The 18,654-nt window shown below is 65.6% G+C and carries 17 protein-coding genes; 7 read left to right on the forward strand and 10 right to left on the reverse strand.

The window, feature by feature from the left end:
* Nucleotides 1-22: 22 nt before the first annotated feature.
* A complete protein-coding gene (locus DWA33_RS01920; protein ID WP_114356423.1) occupies nt 23-1,255 on the reverse strand; it encodes an acyl-CoA dehydrogenase family protein in 1,233 nt (410 codons plus the stop codon).
* A 242-nt stretch (nt 1,256-1,497) separates the two neighbouring features.
* On the opposite strand from DWA33_RS01920, the gene DWA33_RS01925 reads away from it, so the two are divergent.
* On the forward strand, nt 1,498-2,169 hold the full coding sequence (locus DWA33_RS01925) for a TetR/AcrR family transcriptional regulator (protein ID WP_114356424.1): 672 nt from the start codon (nt 1,498-1,500) through the stop codon (nt 2,167-2,169).
* A gap of 148 nt (nt 2,170-2,317) precedes the next feature.
* Here DWA33_RS01925 and DWA33_RS01930 read toward each other — a convergent pair whose 3' ends face one another.
* From DWA33_RS01930 to DWA33_RS01960, 7 genes are all read right to left on the reverse strand, one after another.
* On the reverse strand, nt 2,318-3,070 hold the full coding sequence (locus DWA33_RS01930) for an ABC transporter ATP-binding protein (RefSeq protein ID WP_114356425.1): 753 nt from the start codon (nt 3,068-3,070) through the stop codon (nt 2,318-2,320).
* The gene (locus tag DWA33_RS01935; RefSeq protein WP_110785913.1) at nt 3,067-3,837 is read right to left on the reverse strand and encodes an ABC transporter ATP-binding protein; all 771 of its coding nucleotides are present in this window, start codon (nt 3,835-3,837) and stop codon (nt 3,067-3,069) included. Before DWA33_RS01935 ends, DWA33_RS01930 begins: the two co-directional genes overlap by 4 nt.
* Nucleotides 3,834-5,057 (reverse strand): branched-chain amino acid ABC transporter permease, encoded by a 1,224-nt coding sequence (locus tag DWA33_RS01940; RefSeq protein ID WP_114356426.1) that lies wholly within the window; start codon nt 5,055-5,057, stop codon nt 3,834-3,836. Before DWA33_RS01940 ends, DWA33_RS01935 begins: the two co-directional genes overlap by 4 nt.
* A 4-nt stretch (nt 5,058-5,061) precedes the next feature.
* Nucleotides 5,062-6,069 carry a branched-chain amino acid ABC transporter permease gene (locus tag DWA33_RS01945; RefSeq protein WP_114356427.1) on the reverse strand — a complete coding sequence of 336 codons (1,008 nt, stop codon included), beginning with the start codon at nt 6,067-6,069 and terminating at the stop codon, nt 5,062-5,064.
* Between the two features lie 244 nt (nt 6,070-6,313).
* The gene (locus DWA33_RS01950) at nt 6,314-7,666 is read right to left on the reverse strand and encodes a substrate-binding protein (RefSeq protein WP_114356428.1); all 1,353 of its coding nucleotides are present in this window, start codon (nt 7,664-7,666) and stop codon (nt 6,314-6,316) included.
* A 546-nt stretch (nt 7,667-8,212) separates the two neighbouring features.
* On the reverse strand, nt 8,213-9,769 hold the full coding sequence (locus tag DWA33_RS01955) for an acyl-CoA synthetase (protein ID WP_114356429.1): 1,557 nt from the start codon (nt 9,767-9,769) through the stop codon (nt 8,213-8,215).
* Nucleotides 9,687-10,469, reverse strand: coding sequence for a TetR/AcrR family transcriptional regulator (locus DWA33_RS01960; protein ID WP_114356581.1), 783 nt, complete (start codon nt 10,467-10,469; stop codon nt 9,687-9,689). Before DWA33_RS01960 ends, DWA33_RS01955 begins: the two co-directional genes overlap by 83 nt.
* Nucleotides 10,470-10,599: 130 nt before the next feature.
* Here DWA33_RS01960 and DWA33_RS01965 point away from each other — a divergent pair, with 130 nt between their 5' ends.
* From DWA33_RS01965 to DWA33_RS01990, 6 genes are all read left to right on the forward strand, one after another.
* On the forward strand, nt 10,600-11,784 hold the full coding sequence (locus DWA33_RS01965; RefSeq protein ID WP_114356430.1) for a lipid-transfer protein: 1,185 nt from the start codon (nt 10,600-10,602) through the stop codon (nt 11,782-11,784).
* A gap of 10 nt (nt 11,785-11,794) precedes the next feature.
* Entirely contained in the window at nt 11,795-12,241 is a 447-nt protein-coding gene (locus DWA33_RS01970) for a MaoC family dehydratase N-terminal domain-containing protein (RefSeq protein WP_114356431.1), read from the forward strand.
* Nucleotides 12,238-12,660 carry a MaoC family dehydratase gene (locus DWA33_RS01975; RefSeq protein ID WP_181902381.1) on the forward strand — a complete coding sequence of 141 codons (423 nt, stop codon included), beginning with the start codon at nt 12,238-12,240 and terminating at the stop codon, nt 12,658-12,660. The genes DWA33_RS01970 and DWA33_RS01975 overlap by 4 nt, the downstream gene beginning before the upstream one ends.
* A 117-nt stretch (nt 12,661-12,777) precedes the next feature.
* A complete protein-coding gene (locus DWA33_RS01980) occupies nt 12,778-13,605 on the forward strand; it encodes an SDR family NAD(P)-dependent oxidoreductase (protein ID WP_114356432.1) in 828 nt (275 codons plus the stop codon).
* A 14-nt stretch (nt 13,606-13,619) separates the two neighbouring features.
* Nucleotides 13,620-14,396, forward strand: a complete 777-nt coding sequence (locus tag DWA33_RS01985; protein ID WP_114356433.1) for an enoyl-CoA hydratase-related protein — start codon at nt 13,620-13,622, stop codon at nt 14,394-14,396.
* Nucleotides 14,397-14,550: 154 nt separating this feature from the next.
* Nucleotides 14,551-15,738: an acyl-CoA dehydrogenase family protein gene (locus DWA33_RS01990; RefSeq protein WP_114356434.1), complete on the forward strand. Its 1,188-nt coding sequence runs from the start codon at nt 14,551-14,553 to the stop codon at nt 15,736-15,738.
* Nucleotides 15,739-15,815: 77 nt separating this feature from the next.
* On the opposite strand, the gene DWA33_RS01995 is transcribed toward DWA33_RS01990, so the two are convergent.
* Both DWA33_RS01995 and DWA33_RS02000 read right to left on the reverse strand, forming a co-directional pair.
* On the reverse strand, nt 15,816-17,027 hold the full coding sequence (locus tag DWA33_RS01995) for an ABC transporter substrate-binding protein (RefSeq protein WP_114356435.1): 1,212 nt from the start codon (nt 17,025-17,027) through the stop codon (nt 15,816-15,818).
* 35 nt (nt 17,028-17,062) lie between these two features.
* The gene (locus DWA33_RS02000; RefSeq protein ID WP_114356436.1) at nt 17,063-18,589 is read right to left on the reverse strand and encodes an acyl-CoA synthetase; all 1,527 of its coding nucleotides are present in this window, start codon (nt 18,587-18,589) and stop codon (nt 17,063-17,065) included.
* Nucleotides 18,590-18,654: the final 65 nt, after the last annotated feature.

Genomic DNA, 18,654 nt, shown 5'->3' on the forward strand with positions numbered 1-18,654 from the left:
TTTTTGTCCGCCTTGCGCGCGGTCAGTGCGCCGCGTTGGCGTATTTCTTCATCTCCAGCCGGGCGATGGCGCGGTTGTGCACCTCGTCCGGACCGTCGGCGAGCCGCAGCGTGCGGATGTTGGCGTAATCCTTGGCGAGACCCGCGTCGTCGGACACGCCGGCGCCGCCGAACGCCTGGATCGCTTCGTCGATGATGCGCTGCGCCATCCGCGGCGCCGCCACCTTGATCATCGCGATCTCGAGCTGCGCGGTCTTGTTGCCGACCTTGTCCATCATGTCGGCGGCCTTGAGGCACAAGAGGCGATTCATCTCGATGTCGATGCGGGCTTCGGCGATCCGCTGCTCCCACACCGAGAACTCGATGATCCGCTTGCCGAACGCGACACGCGACTGCAGCCGCTTGACCATCTTCTCCAGCGCCTCTTCGGCCTTGCCGATGGTGCGCATGCAGTGATGGATGCGACCCGGGCCGAGCCGGCCCTGTGCGATTTCGAAGCCGCGGCCCTCGCCGAGCAAGAGGTTCGACGCCGGCACGCGGACGTTCTCCAGCTTGACCATGCCGTGGCCGTGCGGCGCGTCGTCGAAGCCGAACACCGGCAGCATCTTTTCGATGGTGATGCCGGGGGTGTCGAGCGGCACCAGGATCTGCGACTGCTGCTGATGACGCGCGGCGTTCGGATCGGTCTTGCCCATCACGATCGCGATCTTGCAGCGCGGATCGCCGACGCCCGACGACCACCATTTGCGGCCGTTGATGACGTAGTGATCGCCATCCTTCTCGATCCGGGTCTCGATGTTGGTGGCGTCCGACGAGGCCACCGCCGGCTCGGTCATCAGGAACGCCGAGCGGATCTCGCCGGCCATCAGCGGCCGCAGCCACTTCTGCTTCTGCTCCTTGGTGCCGTAGCGGAACAGCACTTCCATGTTGCCGGTGTCCGGCGCCGAGCAATTGAACACTTCCGAGGCCCAGGAAATGTGGCCCATCTGCTCGGACAGCAGCGCGTATTCGAGGTTGGTCAGCCCCGCGCCGTGGAATTCGTCGTCGTCATGCGAAGACGGCGGCAGGAACAGGTTCCACAGCCCCTCGGCCTTGGCCTTGGCCTTCAGTTCCTCCAGCACCGGGATCACCTTCCAGCGTTCGCCCTCGGCGTCCTGCTGCTTGTAGATCGGCACCGCGGGGCGCACTTGGTCGTTCATGAACTTGGTGACGCGGTCCAGCCACTCGCGCTGGCGATCGGACATCGTGAAATCCATCAGGCGATCCTCACTGTTTTCCCAGACTGTTGTGACCGACGGGGTGGCGGCACTGTCGTCCTGCCGCATCGCGCCCGCAAGTCGGATTTCCGCCCCGCACCGCCCGACAGCCGGGCGGCCACGAACCGCGAAAACGAAGCTGCCGGCGCCTCAGCGCCGACGGCGCATTGACTTCCGGCTGTGAAACGATAGTTTCATACAGCTGTTTGAATTGCAAGAACGATGATTTCCCGCGGAGCGGCATGTCCACCGACACTACACGCAGTGCGATCCTGACCGCCGCCGAACGGCTGTACGCCGAGCGCGGCTTCGGCGACGTCACGTTGCGCGACATCGTCGCCACCGCCGGAGTCAACCTCGCCGCGGTGAACTATCACTTCGGCTCCAAGGACGAACTGATCGCCGAGCTGTTCGTGACTCGCTCGATCGTCACCAATCGCCAGCGCCTCAACGAATTGAAGGCCGCGGAATCCGCCGGCGGCGGCCGCGCGCCGATCGAAGCGGTGCTGCGGGCCCTGGTCGGTCCGACCTTGCGCGGGTGCCTCGGTCCGGACAGCCAGCGCTCGGATGCCGCGCGCTTCATGATCCGCGCCGCGATCGAAACCATCCCGCCGATCCGCAAGATCAAGAACCGCGAGATCGATCATTTGCGCAAATTCGCCGCCGCGATGCGGCGCTCGCTTCCCGGCAAGCCCGACGCGGAGATCTATTGGGGGCTGCACTTCGCGCTCGCAATGGCGCAGCAGACGGTGCGCGACAGCGAGCGCCTGCTGCGGCTGTCGGAAGGCGCCTGCGATCTCGACGACGTCGACGGCGTGATCGACCGCGTCGTCGCGGTTGCGTCGCTGGCGCTGAAGACGAACATGACCGGCGAGGCCGAGGCTGCCGAAAGAGCCGAGGCGCGGAAGCGGTAATCCCGCTCACTCGAGGCGATGCGGCGCACGATTCGTCATTGCGAGCGAAGCGAAGCAATCCAGAGCCACGCGCGTGACCCTGGATTGCTTCGTCGCTTCGCTCCTCGCAATGACAGCGAACGGACGCGGCTAACGGAAAGTGCGCGTCTCAGATCGCCAGATAACGATGCCGCAGGTCTTCGCTGTCGAGGACGTGCTTGGCGGTGCCGTCGTACACGACCTCGCCGGTGTCGAGGATCACGGCGCGGTCAGACAATTCCAGCGCCGCCACCGCGTTCTGCTCGACGATGATCGTGGTGATGCCGGCGGCGCGGACCTCGCGGAGCGCCTTGGCGATGTCGTGGCGGACCACAGGCGCCAGGCCTTCGTAGGGCTCGTCGAGCAGCAGCAGCTTGAGATCGCGGGCGAGCGCGCGGGCGATCGCCAGCATCTGCTGCTCGCCGCCGGACATCGTCACGCCTTCCTGCTTGCGGCGCTCGGCGAGCCGCGGGAACAGTTCGTAGATCCGCTCGAACGGCCAGCCGACGCTGCCGGAGATGGTTGCGAGCTGCAGGTTCTGCTCCACCGTCATTCCGGGAATGATGCGGCGATCTTCCTGCACCAGCTGAATACCGGCTTGGGCGGCGACGTAGTTCGGCCTGCCGTGCAGCTTGACGCCGTCGAGGATCACCTCGCCGGAAACCAGCTCCGGGGTCGAGGCGCGGGCGATCGAGCGCAGCGTCGAGGTCTTGCCGGCGCCGTTGCGGCCGAGCAGCGCCAGGATCTCGCCCTTGTTCAGGTCGAACGAGACGTTCTGTACGATATAACTGTCGCCGTAATAGGAATTGAGATTGCGGCAGCGAAAGAACGGCATCGCGGCCGGCTGCGTGGCGTCGGGCCGTTCGGCGGTCATCGTCGTCATACTTGCTCCTCGCCGAGATAGGCTTCGATCACTTTCGGATTGCCCTTGATCTCGTCGGGCACGCCCTGCGCGATGACGCGGCCGCCGGCCAGCACGGTGATGCGGTCGGCCAGCGAGAACACCACGTGCATGTCGTGCTCGATGATCACGATCGTCATGCCCGACTGCTTGATCTGCCGCAGGATGTCGATGGTGACGTTCGTGTCGGCCCGCGCCATGCCGGCGGTCGGCTCGTCGAGCAGCAGCAGTTTCGGCTTCTGCACCAGGCCCATCACCAGTTCGAGCCGGCGCTTGTCGCCACGGGAGAGCGCGCCGGCCAGATGATACAGATGCTCGCCGAGGCCGCGCTCGCGCAGCGCCTGGACGGCGCGCTGGCCGATCTCGCCCTGCTCGTCGAACCGCGACACCAACTTGAGCCGGAACGCGCCGTCCTGGTGCGACAGCATCGCCATCATGACGTTTTCCAGCACGGTCAGATCGCCGAAGATCTCCGGCGTCTGGAACACCCGGGCTACCCCGAGCTGGTTGATCTCGTAGGGCTTCAGCCCGGTGAGCTCGGTGCCGTGGAACATCACCTTGCCTTGCGTCGGCGGCAGCACGCCGACGCAGACGTTGAGCAGCGTCGATTTGCCCGCACCGTTGGGACCGATGATGGCGTGGGTCTCGCCCTCGCGGATGTCGAGATGCACGTCGGCCAGAGCATGCAGGCCCGCGAACGTCTTGTGGACGTGATCGATGTGCAGAACGATGTCGCTGTTCACGTTCATGGCGCGGTGGCTCTCGCTTTCTTCTCGGCGGCTTTCTTCTCGATCTCGGAGGTGCGGTCGTGCGCCGGCATCTCCTCGATCACCATTTCGCCGAGACCGTCACGCTGCGGCGAGTCGCCCAGCGACTTGACCTTCGGAGTGTGCTTCAGGCCGATCAGCCGGTTGATGCCTTCCATGATGCCACCCGGCAGGAAGATCACCACCGCCATGAACAGCAGCCCGAGGGTGAGCTGCCAACCTTCGCCGACGAAAAGGCTCAGCGTCTTCACCACCCCCTCGCGCACCGCATCGGGCAGGAACGCGAACACCGACATCAGTTGGTGCTCGTTGTAGGCCGAGAAGATGTTCTCGAAATATTTGATGATGCCGGTGCCGAGCACCGGGCCGAGCAGCGTGCCGGCGCCGCCGAGGATGGTCATCAGCACCACCTCGCCGGAGGCGGTCCACTGCATCCGCTCGGCGCCGGCCAGCGGATCGGTCGCCGCCAGCAGAGCCCCGGCGAGACCGGCGAACATGCCGGAGATCACGAACGCGGACAAAAGATACGGCCGGGTCGAGTAGCCGGTGTAGCCCATCCGGTTCTGGTTGGACTTGATGGCGCGCAGCGTCATGCCGAACGGCGAGCGAAAGATCGCAATCGACAGACCGAACGCCGCCACCAGCACCGCACCGCAGATGTAGAACCCGGTCCAGCCGGTGATCTGCATTCCGAACAGCGACGGCATCGGTGAGACGTAGCCGATCGCGGCGTCGAGCACCCGCGGATCGTTGCGGAGCACGCGCAGGCCGGTCTCGCCGTTGGTGATCGGCGTCAGCACCGAATAGGCCATATTGTAGCACATCTGGGCGAACGCCAGCGTCAGGATCGAGAAGTAGATGCCGGAGCGGCGTAGGCTGACGAAGCCGATCGCCAGCGCCAGCAGCCCGGCCAGCACCACCGACAGCGCCACCGCCGGCAGCAGGTCCATCGACACCAGCTTGAACGACCACACCGCGGCGTAGGAGCCGACGCCGAGGAACGCGGCGTGGCCGAACGACAGATAGCCGGTGAGGCCAAACAGGATGTTGAAGCCGATCGCGAAGATGCCGTAGATCGCGAACTTCTGCAGCAGATCCGGATAGCCGGCGCCGATCGGGGTGAAGATGACCGGCCCCAGCGCCACCATGATGGCGAAGCCGATCAGCAGCGCGATGTCGGCGAGTTTGGAGGTGTGCTTCATCGGATCAGCTCTCCATTACGCCCTTGCGTCCCAGCAATCCGCGCGGACGCACCAACAACACCACCACGGCGACCAGATAGATGATGATCTGGTCGATGCCCGGCAGCAGCGCCTTGATCTCATTCATGGAGGCGAACGACTGCAGGATGCCGAGCAGGAAGCCGGCCAGCACCGCCCCCGGCAGCGATCCCATGCCGCCGACCACCACGACCACGAACGACAGCACCAGGAAATCCATGCCCATGTGATAGTCGGGCGGCACGATCGGCGTGTACATCACGCCGGCGAGACCGGCGACGACCGCGGCGAGCCCGAACACGATGGTGAAGCGCCGCTCGATATTGATGCCGAGCAGGCCGACGGTCTCGCGGTCCTGCATGCCGGCGCGCACCACCATGCCGAAGGTGGTGAGCTGCAAAAATGCGAACACTCCACCGATGACCACCAGCGAGAAGCACAGATAGACGATCCGCCAGTACGGATAAACGATCGCCTCGGTGATCTGGAACGAGCCGGAGAACAGCGCCGGTGCCGATTGCGCGATCGGGTTGGCGCCGAAGAAGTGCTTGACGATTTCCTGCAGCACGATAGCGAGGCCGAACGTGACCAGGATCTGGTCGGCGTGCGGCCGCTTGTAGAAGAACCGGATCAGGCCGCGCTCGATCAGGATGCCGATCAGCAGCATCACCGGGATCGCCAACAAGATCGACACCGGAACCGAATAGTCGATCAGCACCTTGCCCCAATCGCCGAGCATCGCCTGGACGTAGGGAGTCTTGACCTCCAGCGGCGAGCCCCACGGAGTCGTCCGCGTCGGGTCGACCTTGACGATCTCCAGGGTCAGCAGCTTGTTGAACACCACGGCGCAGAACGCGCCGAGCATGAACAGCGCGCCGTGGGCGAAGTTCACCACGCCGAGCGTGCCGAAGGCCAAGGTCAGCCCGAGCGCGATCAGCGCATAGGCCCCTCCTTTGTCGAGGCCGTTCAGGATCTGCAGAACGATCGCGTCCATGCGTGGTCAATCTCCCCTGTGTCCGCGGCGCCATCGGCGCGCGTCCATCGAAATCCCCCGACGACCGACCCCGGCCGCCAGGCCAATACAAACTCGGCAGTCGCGCGCAGCTCGAACGATCGCACCGGGCGCGCGTAAAAGGCATTGCTTACGAGACACGTGGCGGTCGGCCGCGCCCGAGGCTCAGCCGACCGGTCACGCTTCTGCTCGCCGGGCCGCGGGTGCGCAGCCAGGCTCGATCAGATCAGCCGCACTTCTTGGCGTCCTTGGAGCCGAGTTCGCCGCCGAAGATGCTCGGATCGTAGGTGACCTGCGACGCAGGCACGATCTTCCGAACTTCAAGCAGATCGAACTTGTCCTTCGGCTTGTCCTTGCCCTGCACCACCAGCACGTCCTTGAAGCACTGATGGTCGGCGGCGCGGTACAGCGTCTTACCGTTGCCGAGGCCGTCGAACTCGAAGCCTTCGAGCGCAGCGATCACCTTGGACGGATTGAAGGTGCCGGCGCGCTCGACCGCGTCGGCATACAGGATCGCCTGCACGTAGCAGGTCTGCGCGGCCTGCGACGGCGGGGTGCCGTAGACGGCGCCGAACGATTTGGTGAAGGCGCTGGTGGCGGCGTCTTCGAGCTTCCAGTCCCAGTTGGCGGTGCCGTAGATGCCCTTGATCGCGTCGCCGGCGCCCTGCGCCATCAGTTCGGAGAACAGCGGCACCACGATCTCGAACTTCTTGCCGTTCGCCATCTTGTCGCGCAGGCCGAACTGCACCGCCTGGGTCAAGGAGTTGATCATGTCCTTGCCGTAGTGGTTCAGGATCAGCACGTCGGCGCCGGAGTTCAGCACCGGGGTGATGTACTGCGAGAAGTCTGCGGCGCCGAGCGGAGTGCGGACCGCCTTGACGGTCTTCCAGCCCTGTTTCTCGGTGGCGTCCTTCATCGACTCTTCCTGGGTCCAGCCCCAGGTGTAGTCGGCGGTCAGGTGGTACGCCGCGCGATCCTTGCCGTAGGCTTCGGCGAGCACCGGGCCGAGTGCCACGCCGGACATGTAGGCGTTGAAGAAGTGGCGGAAGCCGTAGGCGCGCTTGTCCTTGCCGGTGGTGTCGTTGGAGTGGGTCAAGCCGGCCATGAAGATCACGCCGACGTCCTGGCACAGCGACTGCACCGCGACCGCTTCGGCCGACGACGAGCCGCCGGTGATCATGATCGCGCCGTCCTTCTCGATCATGCGCTTGGCGGTGGCACGCGCCTGATCGGCCTTGGTCTGTGTATCACCGGAGACGAAGGTGACCTTCTTGCCGAGCACGCCGTTGCCCTTGAGCGCCAGCGGTTTCATGGTCTTCAGCATGCCGCCGTCGCCCTCGCCGTTGAGGTGCTTGACGGCGAGCTGATAGGCCTTGAGCTCGTCCATGCCCTCATCGGCATAGGCGCCGGACTGCGGAACGTTGAAGCCGAACACGACTTCCTTGCCTTTGGGCATGTTGCAGAAATCGTCGGCCCAGGCGTCGCGGATGAAGAATGTCGGCGTCGCGAGGGCGGCAGCACCGGCCAGGCCGGTCTTGAGCGCAGTTCTGCGGTCGATAATGAATTTGGTGTCGGCCATGGGGCTTCTCTCCTCAGGTTCCTCGGTCAATCACGTTGTTATTGTTCCGAATACGATGCGAGCGATCGCGCGCTATCGTGCCCAGGCTGCTCTTCCGGCAACGAAGCCGAAGTCTTGGAGAGAGGGTGGATGAGGGTCAACCGCTCCTTTTGTCTAAGGAGGACTCCACGCGGGAGTTGCGCAGGTAATTGCTATTTCAGTTGACATAACTAATCGTCACGCCGCCGTGACAGATCATGATGCGGCGCGACAAGCGATTCTGAGAAAATCACCGCACAACGCGGCGCGCGACGTAGTCCGGCCGTCACATATTGCGCCGCACAAACATTCCACAGCTTCGTGCGGAAACGATCGCTCCGATGCGCTTGGTCTGTGTGACGTTTGGTCGCGAAGACGCGGCACCACAGTGCGACGCAACAACACGATTCCGAAATTGAGCCGATCGAAAGCTGCTATTCGACTGAGGCCGGCTTCCCTCCAAGGGCAACGCCGATTGTGCCAGCCGCGCGGGACCATATCGGCCGTCCCGCCCGGCTGGCTGCGCGGTCAGCTCACCCGGCGCTCGCGGTTTTCCCAATACGGCTGGCGCAGCTCGCGCTTGAGGATCTTGCCGGCGCCGGACAGCGGCAGCGGCGTCTCGGTGATCTCGACGCTGCGCGGGCACTTGTAGCCGGCGATCAGCGCCTTGCAGTGCGCGATCAGTTCGTCCGCCGTGACGGTGGCGCCGGCCTTGGTGACGACGACGGCGTGAACCTGCTCGCCCCAGGCCTCGTGCGGGATTCCGATCACCGCGCATTGCGCCACCGCCGGATGCTGCGCCACCGCGTTCTCGACCTCGACCGAGTACACGTTCTCGCCGCCGGAGATGATCATGTCCTTGACCCGGTCGACGACGTAGACGAAGCCGTGCTCGTCCATGTAGCCGCCGTCGCCGGTGTGCATCCAGCCGCCGGCGAGCGCCCGCGCGGTCTCCTCCGGCCGCTCCCAATAGCCCATCATCACATTGTCGCCGCGAACGCAGATCTCGCCGACCGTCCCGTAAGGAACGGTGCGATCCTCGGCGTCGACGATTCTTACCTCGCAGCCGAGCGTGGCGCGGCCGGCGGCGCGCTGGCGGCCCTTGGCCTTGCCCTCGCCGATGTGCTCCTTCCAATGCAGCAGCGTGGCGATCGGCGACAGCTCGGTCATGCCGTAGGCCTGGGTGAACTGCACATTGGGCAGCGCCGCGCTCGCCCGCGCCAGCACCGCCTCGCTGATCGGCGACGCACCGTAGACGATGTTCTTCAGCGACGACAGATCGTAATTCTTCAGCGCCGGGTGGTCGACGAACATCTGGATCATGGTCGGCACCAGCAGCACGTCGGTGACCCTATCGTTCTGCATCGCCTGCATCACCCCTTCCGGCGTGAACGACGGGATCATCACGTTGGAGCCGCCCGACAGCAGCAGCGAGTACATCGCCGCGCCGTTGGCGAGGTGGAACATCGGCGCGGCGTGCAGATACACCGAAGTGCCCGGGAACAGGCCCTCGCCCAGCGCATTCAGCGCGTTCGCCATCAGATTGCCGTGGCTCAGCATCACGCCCTTGGAGCGGCCGGTGGTGCCGCCGGTGTAGAAGATGCCGGCGAGATCCTCGGCCTTGCGCATCGCATCCGGAATCGGCGCGTGGGCGGCGATCAGATCCTCGTAGCCCTGCATCCCGGCCGGCACCTCGCCGTCGTCGGCATAGATCAGCGTCAGCGACGGGATCGCCTGCGCCAGCACAGCACCGGTCGCGGCGAACGCCTTGTCGACCACCAGCGCCACCGCGCGGCAGTCCTTGAGCGCATCCTCGTTCTCCAGCGCGCTCCAGCGGATGTTGAGCGGCACGATCACGCCGCCGCACCAGCCGGCGGCGAGATACATTTCGAGATAGCGGTCCGAATTCAGCGACAGGATAGCAACGCGCTCGCCCTCACCGACGCCGCCGGCACGCAGCCCGGCAGCGAGCCGCGCGACGCGGTCGCCGACCTCGCGCCAGTTACGTCGGCGGCCGGCGCAGACGGTGGCCAGCCCTTCCGGGTTGATCTGCAGCGCGCGCCGCAGGCCGTGGGTGATGTTCATGGTGTCCTCCCTTGGGTCGTTTCCTGCTGTTGTTGCCGTCCGGCGCCTCGAGGGCGCTCTTCTTCTTGATTGATCGGGTGGCGAGGCCTTCGGTCAGGCGCATCGCGAATTCGTCGGCGATCGCCCCCGGCGACAGGGCGCCGTCGCGCTGGTACCAGTGGCCGATCCAGTTCAGCGACCCGGCGATCGCAAACGCGGTCAGCTTCGGATCGCACGGCTTGATCGACCCGTCGGCGACGCCGTCCGCAATATAGCGCCGGAACGTCTGGTCGATGCCGCGCTTGGCGGCGCGTACCGTCTTCTCGTTCTCGGGCGACAGGTCGCGCGGATTGAACCGCACCATGCTGGCACCAAACTCCGTCGCCATCGTCGCGGCATAGGCGCGCACCAGTGCGCGCAGCTTGCCGAGCCCGTTCTCGCCGGAAACGTTGATGCCCGCAATGATGTCGTCGACCTGTTCCTGGCCGAGCGCCCAGCACTCGAACAGGATCTCCTCCTTGCTGCGGAAATAATTATACAGCGCCGGCTTGGTGATGTTCAGCCGCTCTGCAACGTCGTTCAGCGTGGCGCGATGATAGCCCTGCTCCAGAAACAGATGCACCGCCGTCCGCAGCACCGCCTCGCGCTTTTCGTCGCGGGCGCGGCGGCGGCTCTCGAACGGCATCCAGGGCGAGTGATCGTCGGCGGCGGGTCCGTTCATCGCAAATTCCGCAGGCAGCAATTCGGCAGCGAGCCGATCGTCCGTATCGGATCGATTGACTCGGGAAGTGACGCGCTTATATTACTCACGGGTAATAAAAAGTCCAATGGGTAAGTTTAGGGAGGAAACGATGGCGTCACCCGTCCACGTCGCCGGCGTCGGCATGATCCCGTTCGTCAAGCCGGGCGCGAACGAGCCGTATCACCTGATGGGCGCCGAGGCGGCGCGGCTGGCGCTGCGCGATGCAGGCGTCGGTTACGACGCGATCCAGCAAGCCTTCGTCGGTTACGTCTACGGCGACTCCACCTGCGGCCAACGCGCGCTGTACCAGGTCGGCATGACCGGCATCCCGATCGTCAACGTCAACAACAACTGCTCGACCGGCTCGACCGCGCTGTATCTGGCGCGGCAGGCGATCGCCTCCGGCGCCGCCGACTGCGTACTGGCGCTCGGCTTCGAGCAGATGAAGCCCGGCGCGCTCGGCTCGGTGTTCGTCGATCGCCCCAGCGCGTTCGAGGATTTCGACGCCGCCGCCGACCAACTGATCGACGCGCCCGGCATTCCGCTGGCGCTGCGCTATTTCGGCGGCGCCGGCCTCAGCCACATGCAGAAATACGGCACGCCGCTGTCGTCCTTCGCCAAGGTCCGCGCCAAGGCCAGCCGCCATGCGGCGAAGAACCCGCTGGCGCTGTTCCGCAAGGAAGTCTCGGCCGACGATGTGCTCAATGATCAGGTGATCTGGCCGGGCGTGATGACGCGGCTGATGGCCTGTCCCCCCACCTGCGGTGGCGCCGCCGCGGTGCTGGTGTCGGAAGCCTTCGCCAAGAAGCACGGCCTTGACACCCGCGTCCGTATCGCCGCGCAGGCGATGACGACCGATACGGCGTCGACCTTCGAAGCGCACGACATGATGCGGGTGGTCGGCTACGACATGGCGCGCGCCGCGGCCACCAAGGTGTACGAGGACGCCGGCGTCGGGCCGGACGACATCGACGTCGTCGAACTGCACGACTGCTTCGCCCACAACGAGCTGATCACCTACGAGGCGCTCGGCCTGTGCCCGGAGGGCGGCGCCGAGAAGTTCATCGCCGACGGCGACAACACCTATGGCGGCAAGTTCGTCACCAACCCGTCGGGCGGTCTGCTGTCGAAGGGCCATCCGCTCGGCGCCACCGGCCTCGCCCAGTGCTACGAGCTGACCCGGCAGCTCCGCGGCACCGCCGAGGCAACCCAGGTCGACGGCGCCAAGCGCGCGTTGCAGCACAATCTCGGTCTCGGCGGCGCCTGCGTGGTGACGCTGTACGAGCGCGCGTGAGGCGGACGCAATGGTCGATCAATCCGCTGTCGGTCGCCGGTTCACACCGGTGACTGCCCATGTCGAAGCCGGCCGGCTGCGCTACTTCCTCGATACGCTCGGCGAGACCAACCCGGTGTATCGCGACGCCGACGCGGCCAAGGCCGCAGGTTTTGCGGCACCGCCGATCCCACCGACCTATCTGTTTTGCCTGGAGATGCTCGACAACGAGAAGCCCTTCGAGTTCCTCGAGGCGCTCGAGATCGATCTCGGGCGGGTGCTGCATGGCGAGCAGAGCTTTACCTACCACGCCCCGGTGACGGTCGGCGACACCCTCACCTTCAGCCCGCAGGTGACCAGCGTCACCGACAAGAAGGGCGGCGCGATGACGCTGATCGGCGTCGCAACCGCCGTCACCAATCAGCACGGCGTCCACGTCGCCGACACGACGCGGACCATCGTGGTGCGCAACGGATGACCGACACCATGGACATGGCCACCTCCCCTGCGGTCGGCGACCGCATCGTCCACAAGCGCTTTCCCGCGATCAGCCGCCACCGGCTGGCGCTGTATTGTGGCGCCTCCGGCGACCACAATCCGATCCATGTCGATATCGACTTCGCCAAGGCGTCGGGTTTTCCAGACGTGTTCACCCACGGCATGCTGGTGATGGGCTATCTCGGCCAGGCACTCAGCGACGCGGTGCCGCCGGGCCGGATCCGCAGCTTCTCGACGCGGTTCGCCGCGATCACCCAGCTCGGCGCCGAGATCACCTGCGAGGGCACCGTCGCCGAGCTGTTCGAAGAAGGCGGCGAACGCCGAGCCCGGATCGCACTCACCACCAAGGACCAGCACGGCGAAACCAAGCTCGCCGGCGAGGCCGTCGTGGCTTTGTAACGCCGTCATGGCCGGGCTTGTCCCGGCCATCCACGTCTTGAGCGACTCAGAAGGCGTGGATGCCCGGGACAAGCCCGGGCATGACGATCCACTACTATAAGAACCCGAGGAAATCTCATGGGCAAACTGCAAGGCAAGGTGGCGCTGGTCACTGGATCGGGCCGCGGCATCGGCCGCGCCATCGCACTGAAGCTCGCATCCGAAGGCGCGCGCGTCGTCGTCAACGACCTCGACGCCGAACCGGGTGACGCCGTGGCCGCCGAGATCCAGGCGATGGGCAGCGACGCAATCGCCATCAACGGCAGCGTGTCGGAAGCCGGCTTCGCCGACCGTTTCGTCGGCGCCGCGGTGGAGAAGTTCGGCGGCCTCGACATCATCGTCAACAACGCCGGCTACACTTGGGACTCGACGATCCAGAAGATGACCGACGAGCAATTCCAGGCGATGCTCGACGTGCATCTGGTGGCGCCGTTCCGCATCCTGCGCGCCGCCGCCGAGCCGATCCGGATCTTCGCCAAGAAGGAAGCCGAGGCCGGCCAGGAGGTGTTCCGGAAAGTGGTCAACATCTCGTCGATCGCCGGGCTCTACGGCAATGCCGGCCAGGCCAGCTACTCGTCGGCCAAAGCCTCGCTGGTCGGGCTGACGCGGACGCTGTGCAAGGAATGGGGACGCTACAAGGTCAACGTCAATTGCGTTGCGTTCGGCCTGATCAACACCCGCCTCACCCAGCCGATCGAGGCGCAGCAGAAGACCATCGACGTCGCCGGCCGCGACATCAAGGTCGGCGTGCAGCCGCAGATGCTGGATGCGATGGCGCGGATGATCCCGCTCGGGCGCGGCGGCACGCCGGAGGAAGCGGCTGACGCGGTGTATCTGTTCTGCAGCCCGGAATCCAACTACGTCAGCGGCCAGGTGCTGGTCTGCGGCGGCGGCTTGATCCTGTAAGCGGACATACGGCGATGACCCTGGTTCTGTCGGAGCGGCGCGGCGCCGTCGCGGTGCTGACGCTGAACAACCCGGCGCAATACAACGCGATGCGCCGCGGCCTGCTCGGCGAGCTCGGCGCCGCATTGAACGCGGCGCTCGCCGACGACGCGGTGCGCGCCATCCTGCTGACCGGTGCCGGCAAAGGCTTCTGCGCCGGCGCTGCGCTCGGCAGCGAGACCTTCGAAGCCGGTGCCGAGGTGGCGCCGTGGATGCGCGCCGAGCTCAGCCCGGTGCTGGAAGCGATGCGCGGCGCCGCCAAGCCGATCGTGGTTGCCGTCAACGGCCCCGCGGCCGGCGCCGGCGTCGGGCTGGCGCTCGCCGGCGACATCGTGCTGGCGGCGCGGTCGGCGAAGTTCGTGCTGAGCTTCGTCAAGCTCGGCGCCGCGCTCGATGCCGGCACCTCGTTGTTCGTGCAGCGCGCGATCGGCGTGGTCCGCGCCCGCGCGCTGGCGCTGCTCGGCCGGCCGCTGTCCGCCGAACAGGCCGAACAATCCGGACTGATCTTCCAGGCCGTCGACGACGACCACCTGATGGACGAAGCGATGGCGATCGCCGAGCAGCTCGCTGCCGGCCCACCGATCGGCATCGGCCTGATCAAGCGCCAGATCGAAACCGCCTGGGCAGCCCCGCTCGCCGCGGTGCTGGACGACGAAGCCGAACAGCAGGGCCGCGCCTTCGTCACCGCGGACCTGCGCGAAGGCGCCGCCGCCTTCGTCGAGAAGCGCCCGGCCCGGTTCACCGGGCGCTAGCCGCTCAGCAGCCGGATGCGCCGCCGGAGCGGACCGGCCGGCATCCGCTGCGATCTTCTGGATCAATCGGCCAACCAGATTGACGGCCGGCGCCATGTCGCCGGCCCTGCGCGCGATCTACCGTCGGCCGTTTTGAACCGGCTGGAGATCACACGTGGATTTTGAACTTTCCAAGGAGCAACGCGAGATCAAGGGGCGCGCAGCCGCCTTCGTCGAGGAGGTCTGCAAGCCGCTGGAAGACACCTGGGGCATCGACGACTACGCGGTGCCGCACGACGTCTTCATGGACGTGGTCCGCAAGTTTCGCGAGTACGGCTTCCGCGGCCTCGCCGTGCCGAAGGACGCCGGCGGCCAGGGGCTCGGCACCATGGCGAAATGCCTGGTGTACGAAGAGATCGTCAAATCTCCGGTGATGCACGGCCTGCTGACGACGTGGTCGGGATTCCTCGATCCGCATCCGGCGCTGTACGTCGCGCCGGAATGGCAGAAGGAGGCCTATCTCTACCCGATCCTGAAAGAGGACAAGTTCTATCACATCAACATTTCGGAACCGGGCGCCGGCTCGGACGCCGCAGGGATCGAGACCACCGCGGTGCGCGACGGTGACAACTACGTCATCAACGGCATCAAACGCTGGGCGCCGCCGCCGAACCACCCCGGGATCACGCCGAAATATCTGCTGTGCTACGCCGTCACCGATCCCGGCCGCGGCTACGAAGGCATCAGCCTGTTCCTGGTGGACTATCCCAATCCCGGCGTCTCGGTGCTGAAGGAATACACCACGATGGCTCCGGGAACTTATCTCGGCCGCAGCTGCGACTATCAGTACAAGGACTGCGTCGTCCCGGCCAAGAACATGCTCGGCGCCGAAGGCATGGGCTTCCGCTACATGATGGACCAACTCAACCGCAACCGCACCGTGATCGGTGCCCGGCTCACCGGCACCGCGCGCTGGGCGCAGGATCAGGCCGCCAAGCGCGCGCGCCAGCGCGAAACCTTCGGCAAGCCGCTGTCGGAACGCCAGGCGATCCAATGGATGCTTGCCGAGTCGGAGATGGACCTCGAGCAGTCGCGGCTGATGGTCTACAAGACCGCCTGGATGCTCGATCAGGGCCTCGACGCCCGCAAGGAAGCCGCGATGGTGAAGTGCTTCGCCCCGCTCGCCGCCTGCCGCGTGATCGACCGCGCCATCCAGATCCACGGCGGACTAGGCGTGCTGCAGGAAAGCCGGTTCGGCCAGCTCTATTTCCAGAGCCGGATCGCCCAGGTCGCCGAAGGCACCACCGAGGTGATGAAGATGACGATCGCCCGCGAGGTGCTGCGCGCCAGCATGGCCGGCTGATCACGACCGTCGCTCCCATAAAACGCAGAAACGCCCGGCTCGCGCCGGGCGTTGTTGTTTGCGGATCTCTCGTCGGCCTACTTCTCGGCGTCGATCACGGTTCCGATCGGCTTCCACCTCGTCCCGTCGAACTGCATCAACTGCTCCTGGCTCATCGGGGTGTAATGGGTGGCGCTGGTGTTGAGCTTGATGCCGGGGAGCAGGATCGGCAGTTCCAGATCCTTGATGCTGGCGGCCTGCTTCATCAGATTCTCACGGGTCAGATTGTCGCCGCACGCCCTCAAGACATGCTCAAAGGTCTGAGCCGTGGCATAGCCGAACACATAATAGGTCTCCGAAGGATCGGCGTTCGGCATGTATTGCTTCATGAAGTCAAGGTACTGCTTCATGCCGGGATCGTTGGCCCAGACCGGGTCGTTCGGGTCCTTGCGGAACGCGACCGTGATGACGCCCTTGGAGTTCTCCAGCCCAGCCGGCACCAGCGTGCTGGAGATCGAGCCGGCGGCGTCGCTCAGCAGATGCAGCGCCTCCCATTTCGTCTCGGTCATCTTCTTGATCGCCTGCGCCGAGAACTTCGGCGTCGAGATGTTCAGGAACACGTCGGCGCCGGTCGACTTCAGCAGCAAGATCTGCGAATCCACCGTCGGCTCGGTGACCTCGTAGCTGAGCTCCTTGAGGATCATGGAGTCGGCCTTGTCGCCGAGACCGTCGCGGAAACCCTTGGCATAGTCGCGGCCGAAATCGTCGTTCTGATACAGCACGGCGACCTTGGCGTTCGGCCGCTCCTTGAGCAGATATTTGGCGTAGATCACGCCCTTGGCGTGGTTGTTCGGCTGCCAGCCCATCGACCACGGATAGGTCTTCGGCTCCGACACCCGGTTGGCGCCGGTGCCGAGGAACAGGCCCGGCACCTTCTTGACGTTGAGATACTTCTGGATCGCGAAATTGGTCGGCGATCCGAAAGTGCCGACGATCGCCAGCACCTCGTCGCTCTCGACCAGCCGGCGGGTCTGCTCGACCGCCTTGGACGGGCTGTAGCCGTCGTCGAGCGAGATCAGGTTGATCTTGCGGCCGTTGACGCCGCCTTCTGCGTTGAGCTTCTCGAAATATGCCGTCATCGCCCGGCCGATCGCCGCGAAGCTCGACGCCGGACCGCTGTACGGCATGGTCTGGCCGATCTTCACCTCGGTGTCGGTGACGCCGGGCCCGTAGTTCTTGGCGTCGGCATGCGCAGCCGCGGACACGGCGACGCATGCCGCGGCGCATGCCGCTGCAATCAGCTTGTTCATGGTGTTGTCCTGTCGCTGGTGGAGGAAGGATTGATTCAGGCGGGCTGCAGATAGCGCCGCTTCAGCACGTGCTTGAACAGCTTGCCGTTCTCCTGGCGAGGCAGTTCGGTTTCGAAGTCGATCGATCGCGGGCACTTCACGTGAGAGAGCTGTTCGCGGCAGAACGCCATCAGGTCCTGCGCCAGCCTTGGCGTCGCCAGCGACGGATCCTTGAGCTGGACCACCGCCTTGACCTCTTCGCCGTACTCGACGTTCGGGACGCCGAACACCGCGACGTCGGCGACCAGCGGATGCAGTGCCAGGCAGTTCTCGATCTCGGCCGGATAGATGTTGACGCCGCCCGAGATGATCATGTGCGAGCGGCGGTCGGTGAGATACAGGAAGCCGTCCTGGTCGAGATAGCCGACGTCGCCGATCGTCGACCAGCCGAGCGCGTTGCGCGACCGCGCGGTCTTGTCCGGATCGTTGTGATAGACGAAGCTCGGCCCGTCGAAATACACGTCGCCGATCTCGCCGGGTCCAAGTTCGTTGTGATCCTCGTCGAGAATGTGGATGGTGCCGACGCAGGCCCGCCCGACCGAGCCGCGATGGCTGAGCCAGTCGGCGCTGGAGATACAGGTGGCGCCGTTGCGCTCCGAGCCGGCGTAGTATTCCCACACGATCGGTCCCCACCAGGCGATCATCCGCTCCTTCAGTTCCGGCGGGCACGGCGCGGCGGCGTGGATGGCGCAGGCGTGCGACGACAGGTCGTAGCTGGCGCGGACGTCGTCCGGCAGCGCCAGCAACCGGAACAGCATGGTCGGGACCCACTGGCTGTGGGTGATGCGATAGCGTTCGATCGCCGCCAGCGCCTGCTCGGCGGCGAACTTCGTCATCACCACCGCGGTGCCGCCGCTCTCCAGCGTCCGCATGGTGAAGCGCAGCGGTGCGCCGTGATACAGCGGCGCCGGCGACAGATACACGGTGTCGTCGTCGAAGCCGAAATTCTCCCGCACCCAATCGCCGGAGGCCTGCGCCTGACGCAGATTGGCGAACAGCGGCTGCTTGATGCCCTTCGGCTTGCCGGTGGTGCCGGACGAATAGAAGAAGTCCTTGCCGACCGGCCCGTCCGGGATCTCGATCATGCGGTCGAATCGCGTCAACTCGCGGGCGTAGTCCAGCCCGCCGACGACCTCGTCGCCGATCACGATGATGGTGCAGCCGTGCGGATTGTCGGCGGCGAGCGCGCGCATCACCTCGCCGAAGCGCGCCCCGACGAACAGCAGCTTGGCGCCGCTGTCACGGACGATATAGGCGGCCTCCTCCGGCTTCAGATGCGTCGAGACCGGGGTGTAGTACACGCCATGGCGCCGCGCGCCCCACAGCAGCTCGAAATAGCGCAGATCGTTGTCGAGCAGCACGGCGATGCCGTCGCCGGCCGACAGGCCCATCCACATCAGCAGCTGCGTGACTGCGTTGGCGCGGCGATCGAGCTCCCGATAGTTGATGGTGTCGTCACCGAATGCGATCCGGGTGGCAATCTTGTCGGGATGGCGCTCGGCCCATTGTCTTAGAATCGGCATCTCTTCCCCGTTGGCGGCTCTGATGGGCCAGTTGCGGGGAGTATCCGGTCAAACGCGGCTCGGCT

The organism is Rhodopseudomonas pentothenatexigens, from assembly GCF_900218015.1.
Classification (GTDB): Bacteria; Pseudomonadota; Alphaproteobacteria; order Rhizobiales; family Xanthobacteraceae; genus Rhodopseudomonas; species Rhodopseudomonas pentothenatexigens.

What these genes read in the sequence shown, in the direction of transcription:
- DWA33_RS01920 (WP_114356423.1), bottom strand. Translation starts at nt 1,255, where the DNA reads ATGGATTTCACGATGTCCGATCGCCAGCGCGAGTGGCTGGACCGCGTC.
- DWA33_RS01925 (WP_114356424.1), top strand. Translation starts at nt 1,498, where the DNA reads ATGTCCACCGACACTACACGCAGTGCGATCCTGACCGCCGCCGAACGG.
- DWA33_RS01930 (WP_114356425.1), bottom strand. Translation starts at nt 3,070, where the DNA reads ATGACGACGATGACCGCCGAACGGCCCGACGCCACGCAGCCGGCCGCG.
- DWA33_RS01935 (WP_110785913.1), bottom strand. Translation starts at nt 3,837, where the DNA reads ATGAACGTGAACAGCGACATCGTTCTGCACATCGATCACGTCCACAAG.
- DWA33_RS01940 (WP_114356426.1), bottom strand. Translation starts at nt 5,057, where the DNA reads ATGAAGCACACCTCCAAACTCGCCGACATCGCGCTGCTGATCGGCTTC.
- DWA33_RS01945 (WP_114356427.1), bottom strand. Translation starts at nt 6,069, where the DNA reads ATGGACGCGATCGTTCTGCAGATCCTGAACGGCCTCGACAAAGGAGGG.
- DWA33_RS01950 (WP_114356428.1), bottom strand. Translation starts at nt 7,666, where the DNA reads ATGGCCGACACCAAATTCATTATCGACCGCAGAACTGCGCTCAAGACC.
- DWA33_RS01955 (WP_114356429.1), bottom strand. Translation starts at nt 9,769, where the DNA reads ATGAACATCACCCACGGCCTGCGGCGCGCGCTGCAGATCAACCCGGAA.
- DWA33_RS01960 (WP_114356581.1), bottom strand. Translation starts at nt 10,469, where the DNA reads ATGAACGGACCCGCCGCCGACGATCACTCGCCCTGGATGCCGTTCGAG.
- DWA33_RS01965 (WP_114356430.1), top strand. Translation starts at nt 10,600, where the DNA reads ATGGCGTCACCCGTCCACGTCGCCGGCGTCGGCATGATCCCGTTCGTC.
- DWA33_RS01970 (WP_114356431.1), top strand. Translation starts at nt 11,795, where the DNA reads ATGGTCGATCAATCCGCTGTCGGTCGCCGGTTCACACCGGTGACTGCC.
- DWA33_RS01975 (WP_181902381.1), top strand. Translation starts at nt 12,238, where the DNA reads ATGACCGACACCATGGACATGGCCACCTCCCCTGCGGTCGGCGACCGC.
- DWA33_RS01980 (WP_114356432.1), top strand. Translation starts at nt 12,778, where the DNA reads ATGGGCAAACTGCAAGGCAAGGTGGCGCTGGTCACTGGATCGGGCCGC.
- DWA33_RS01985 (WP_114356433.1), top strand. Translation starts at nt 13,620, where the DNA reads ATGACCCTGGTTCTGTCGGAGCGGCGCGGCGCCGTCGCGGTGCTGACG.
- DWA33_RS01995 (WP_114356435.1), bottom strand. Translation starts at nt 17,027, where the DNA reads ATGAACAAGCTGATTGCAGCGGCATGCGCCGCGGCATGCGTCGCCGTG.
- DWA33_RS02000 (WP_114356436.1), bottom strand. Translation starts at nt 18,589, where the DNA reads ATGCCGATTCTAAGACAATGGGCCGAGCGCCATCCCGACAAGATTGCC.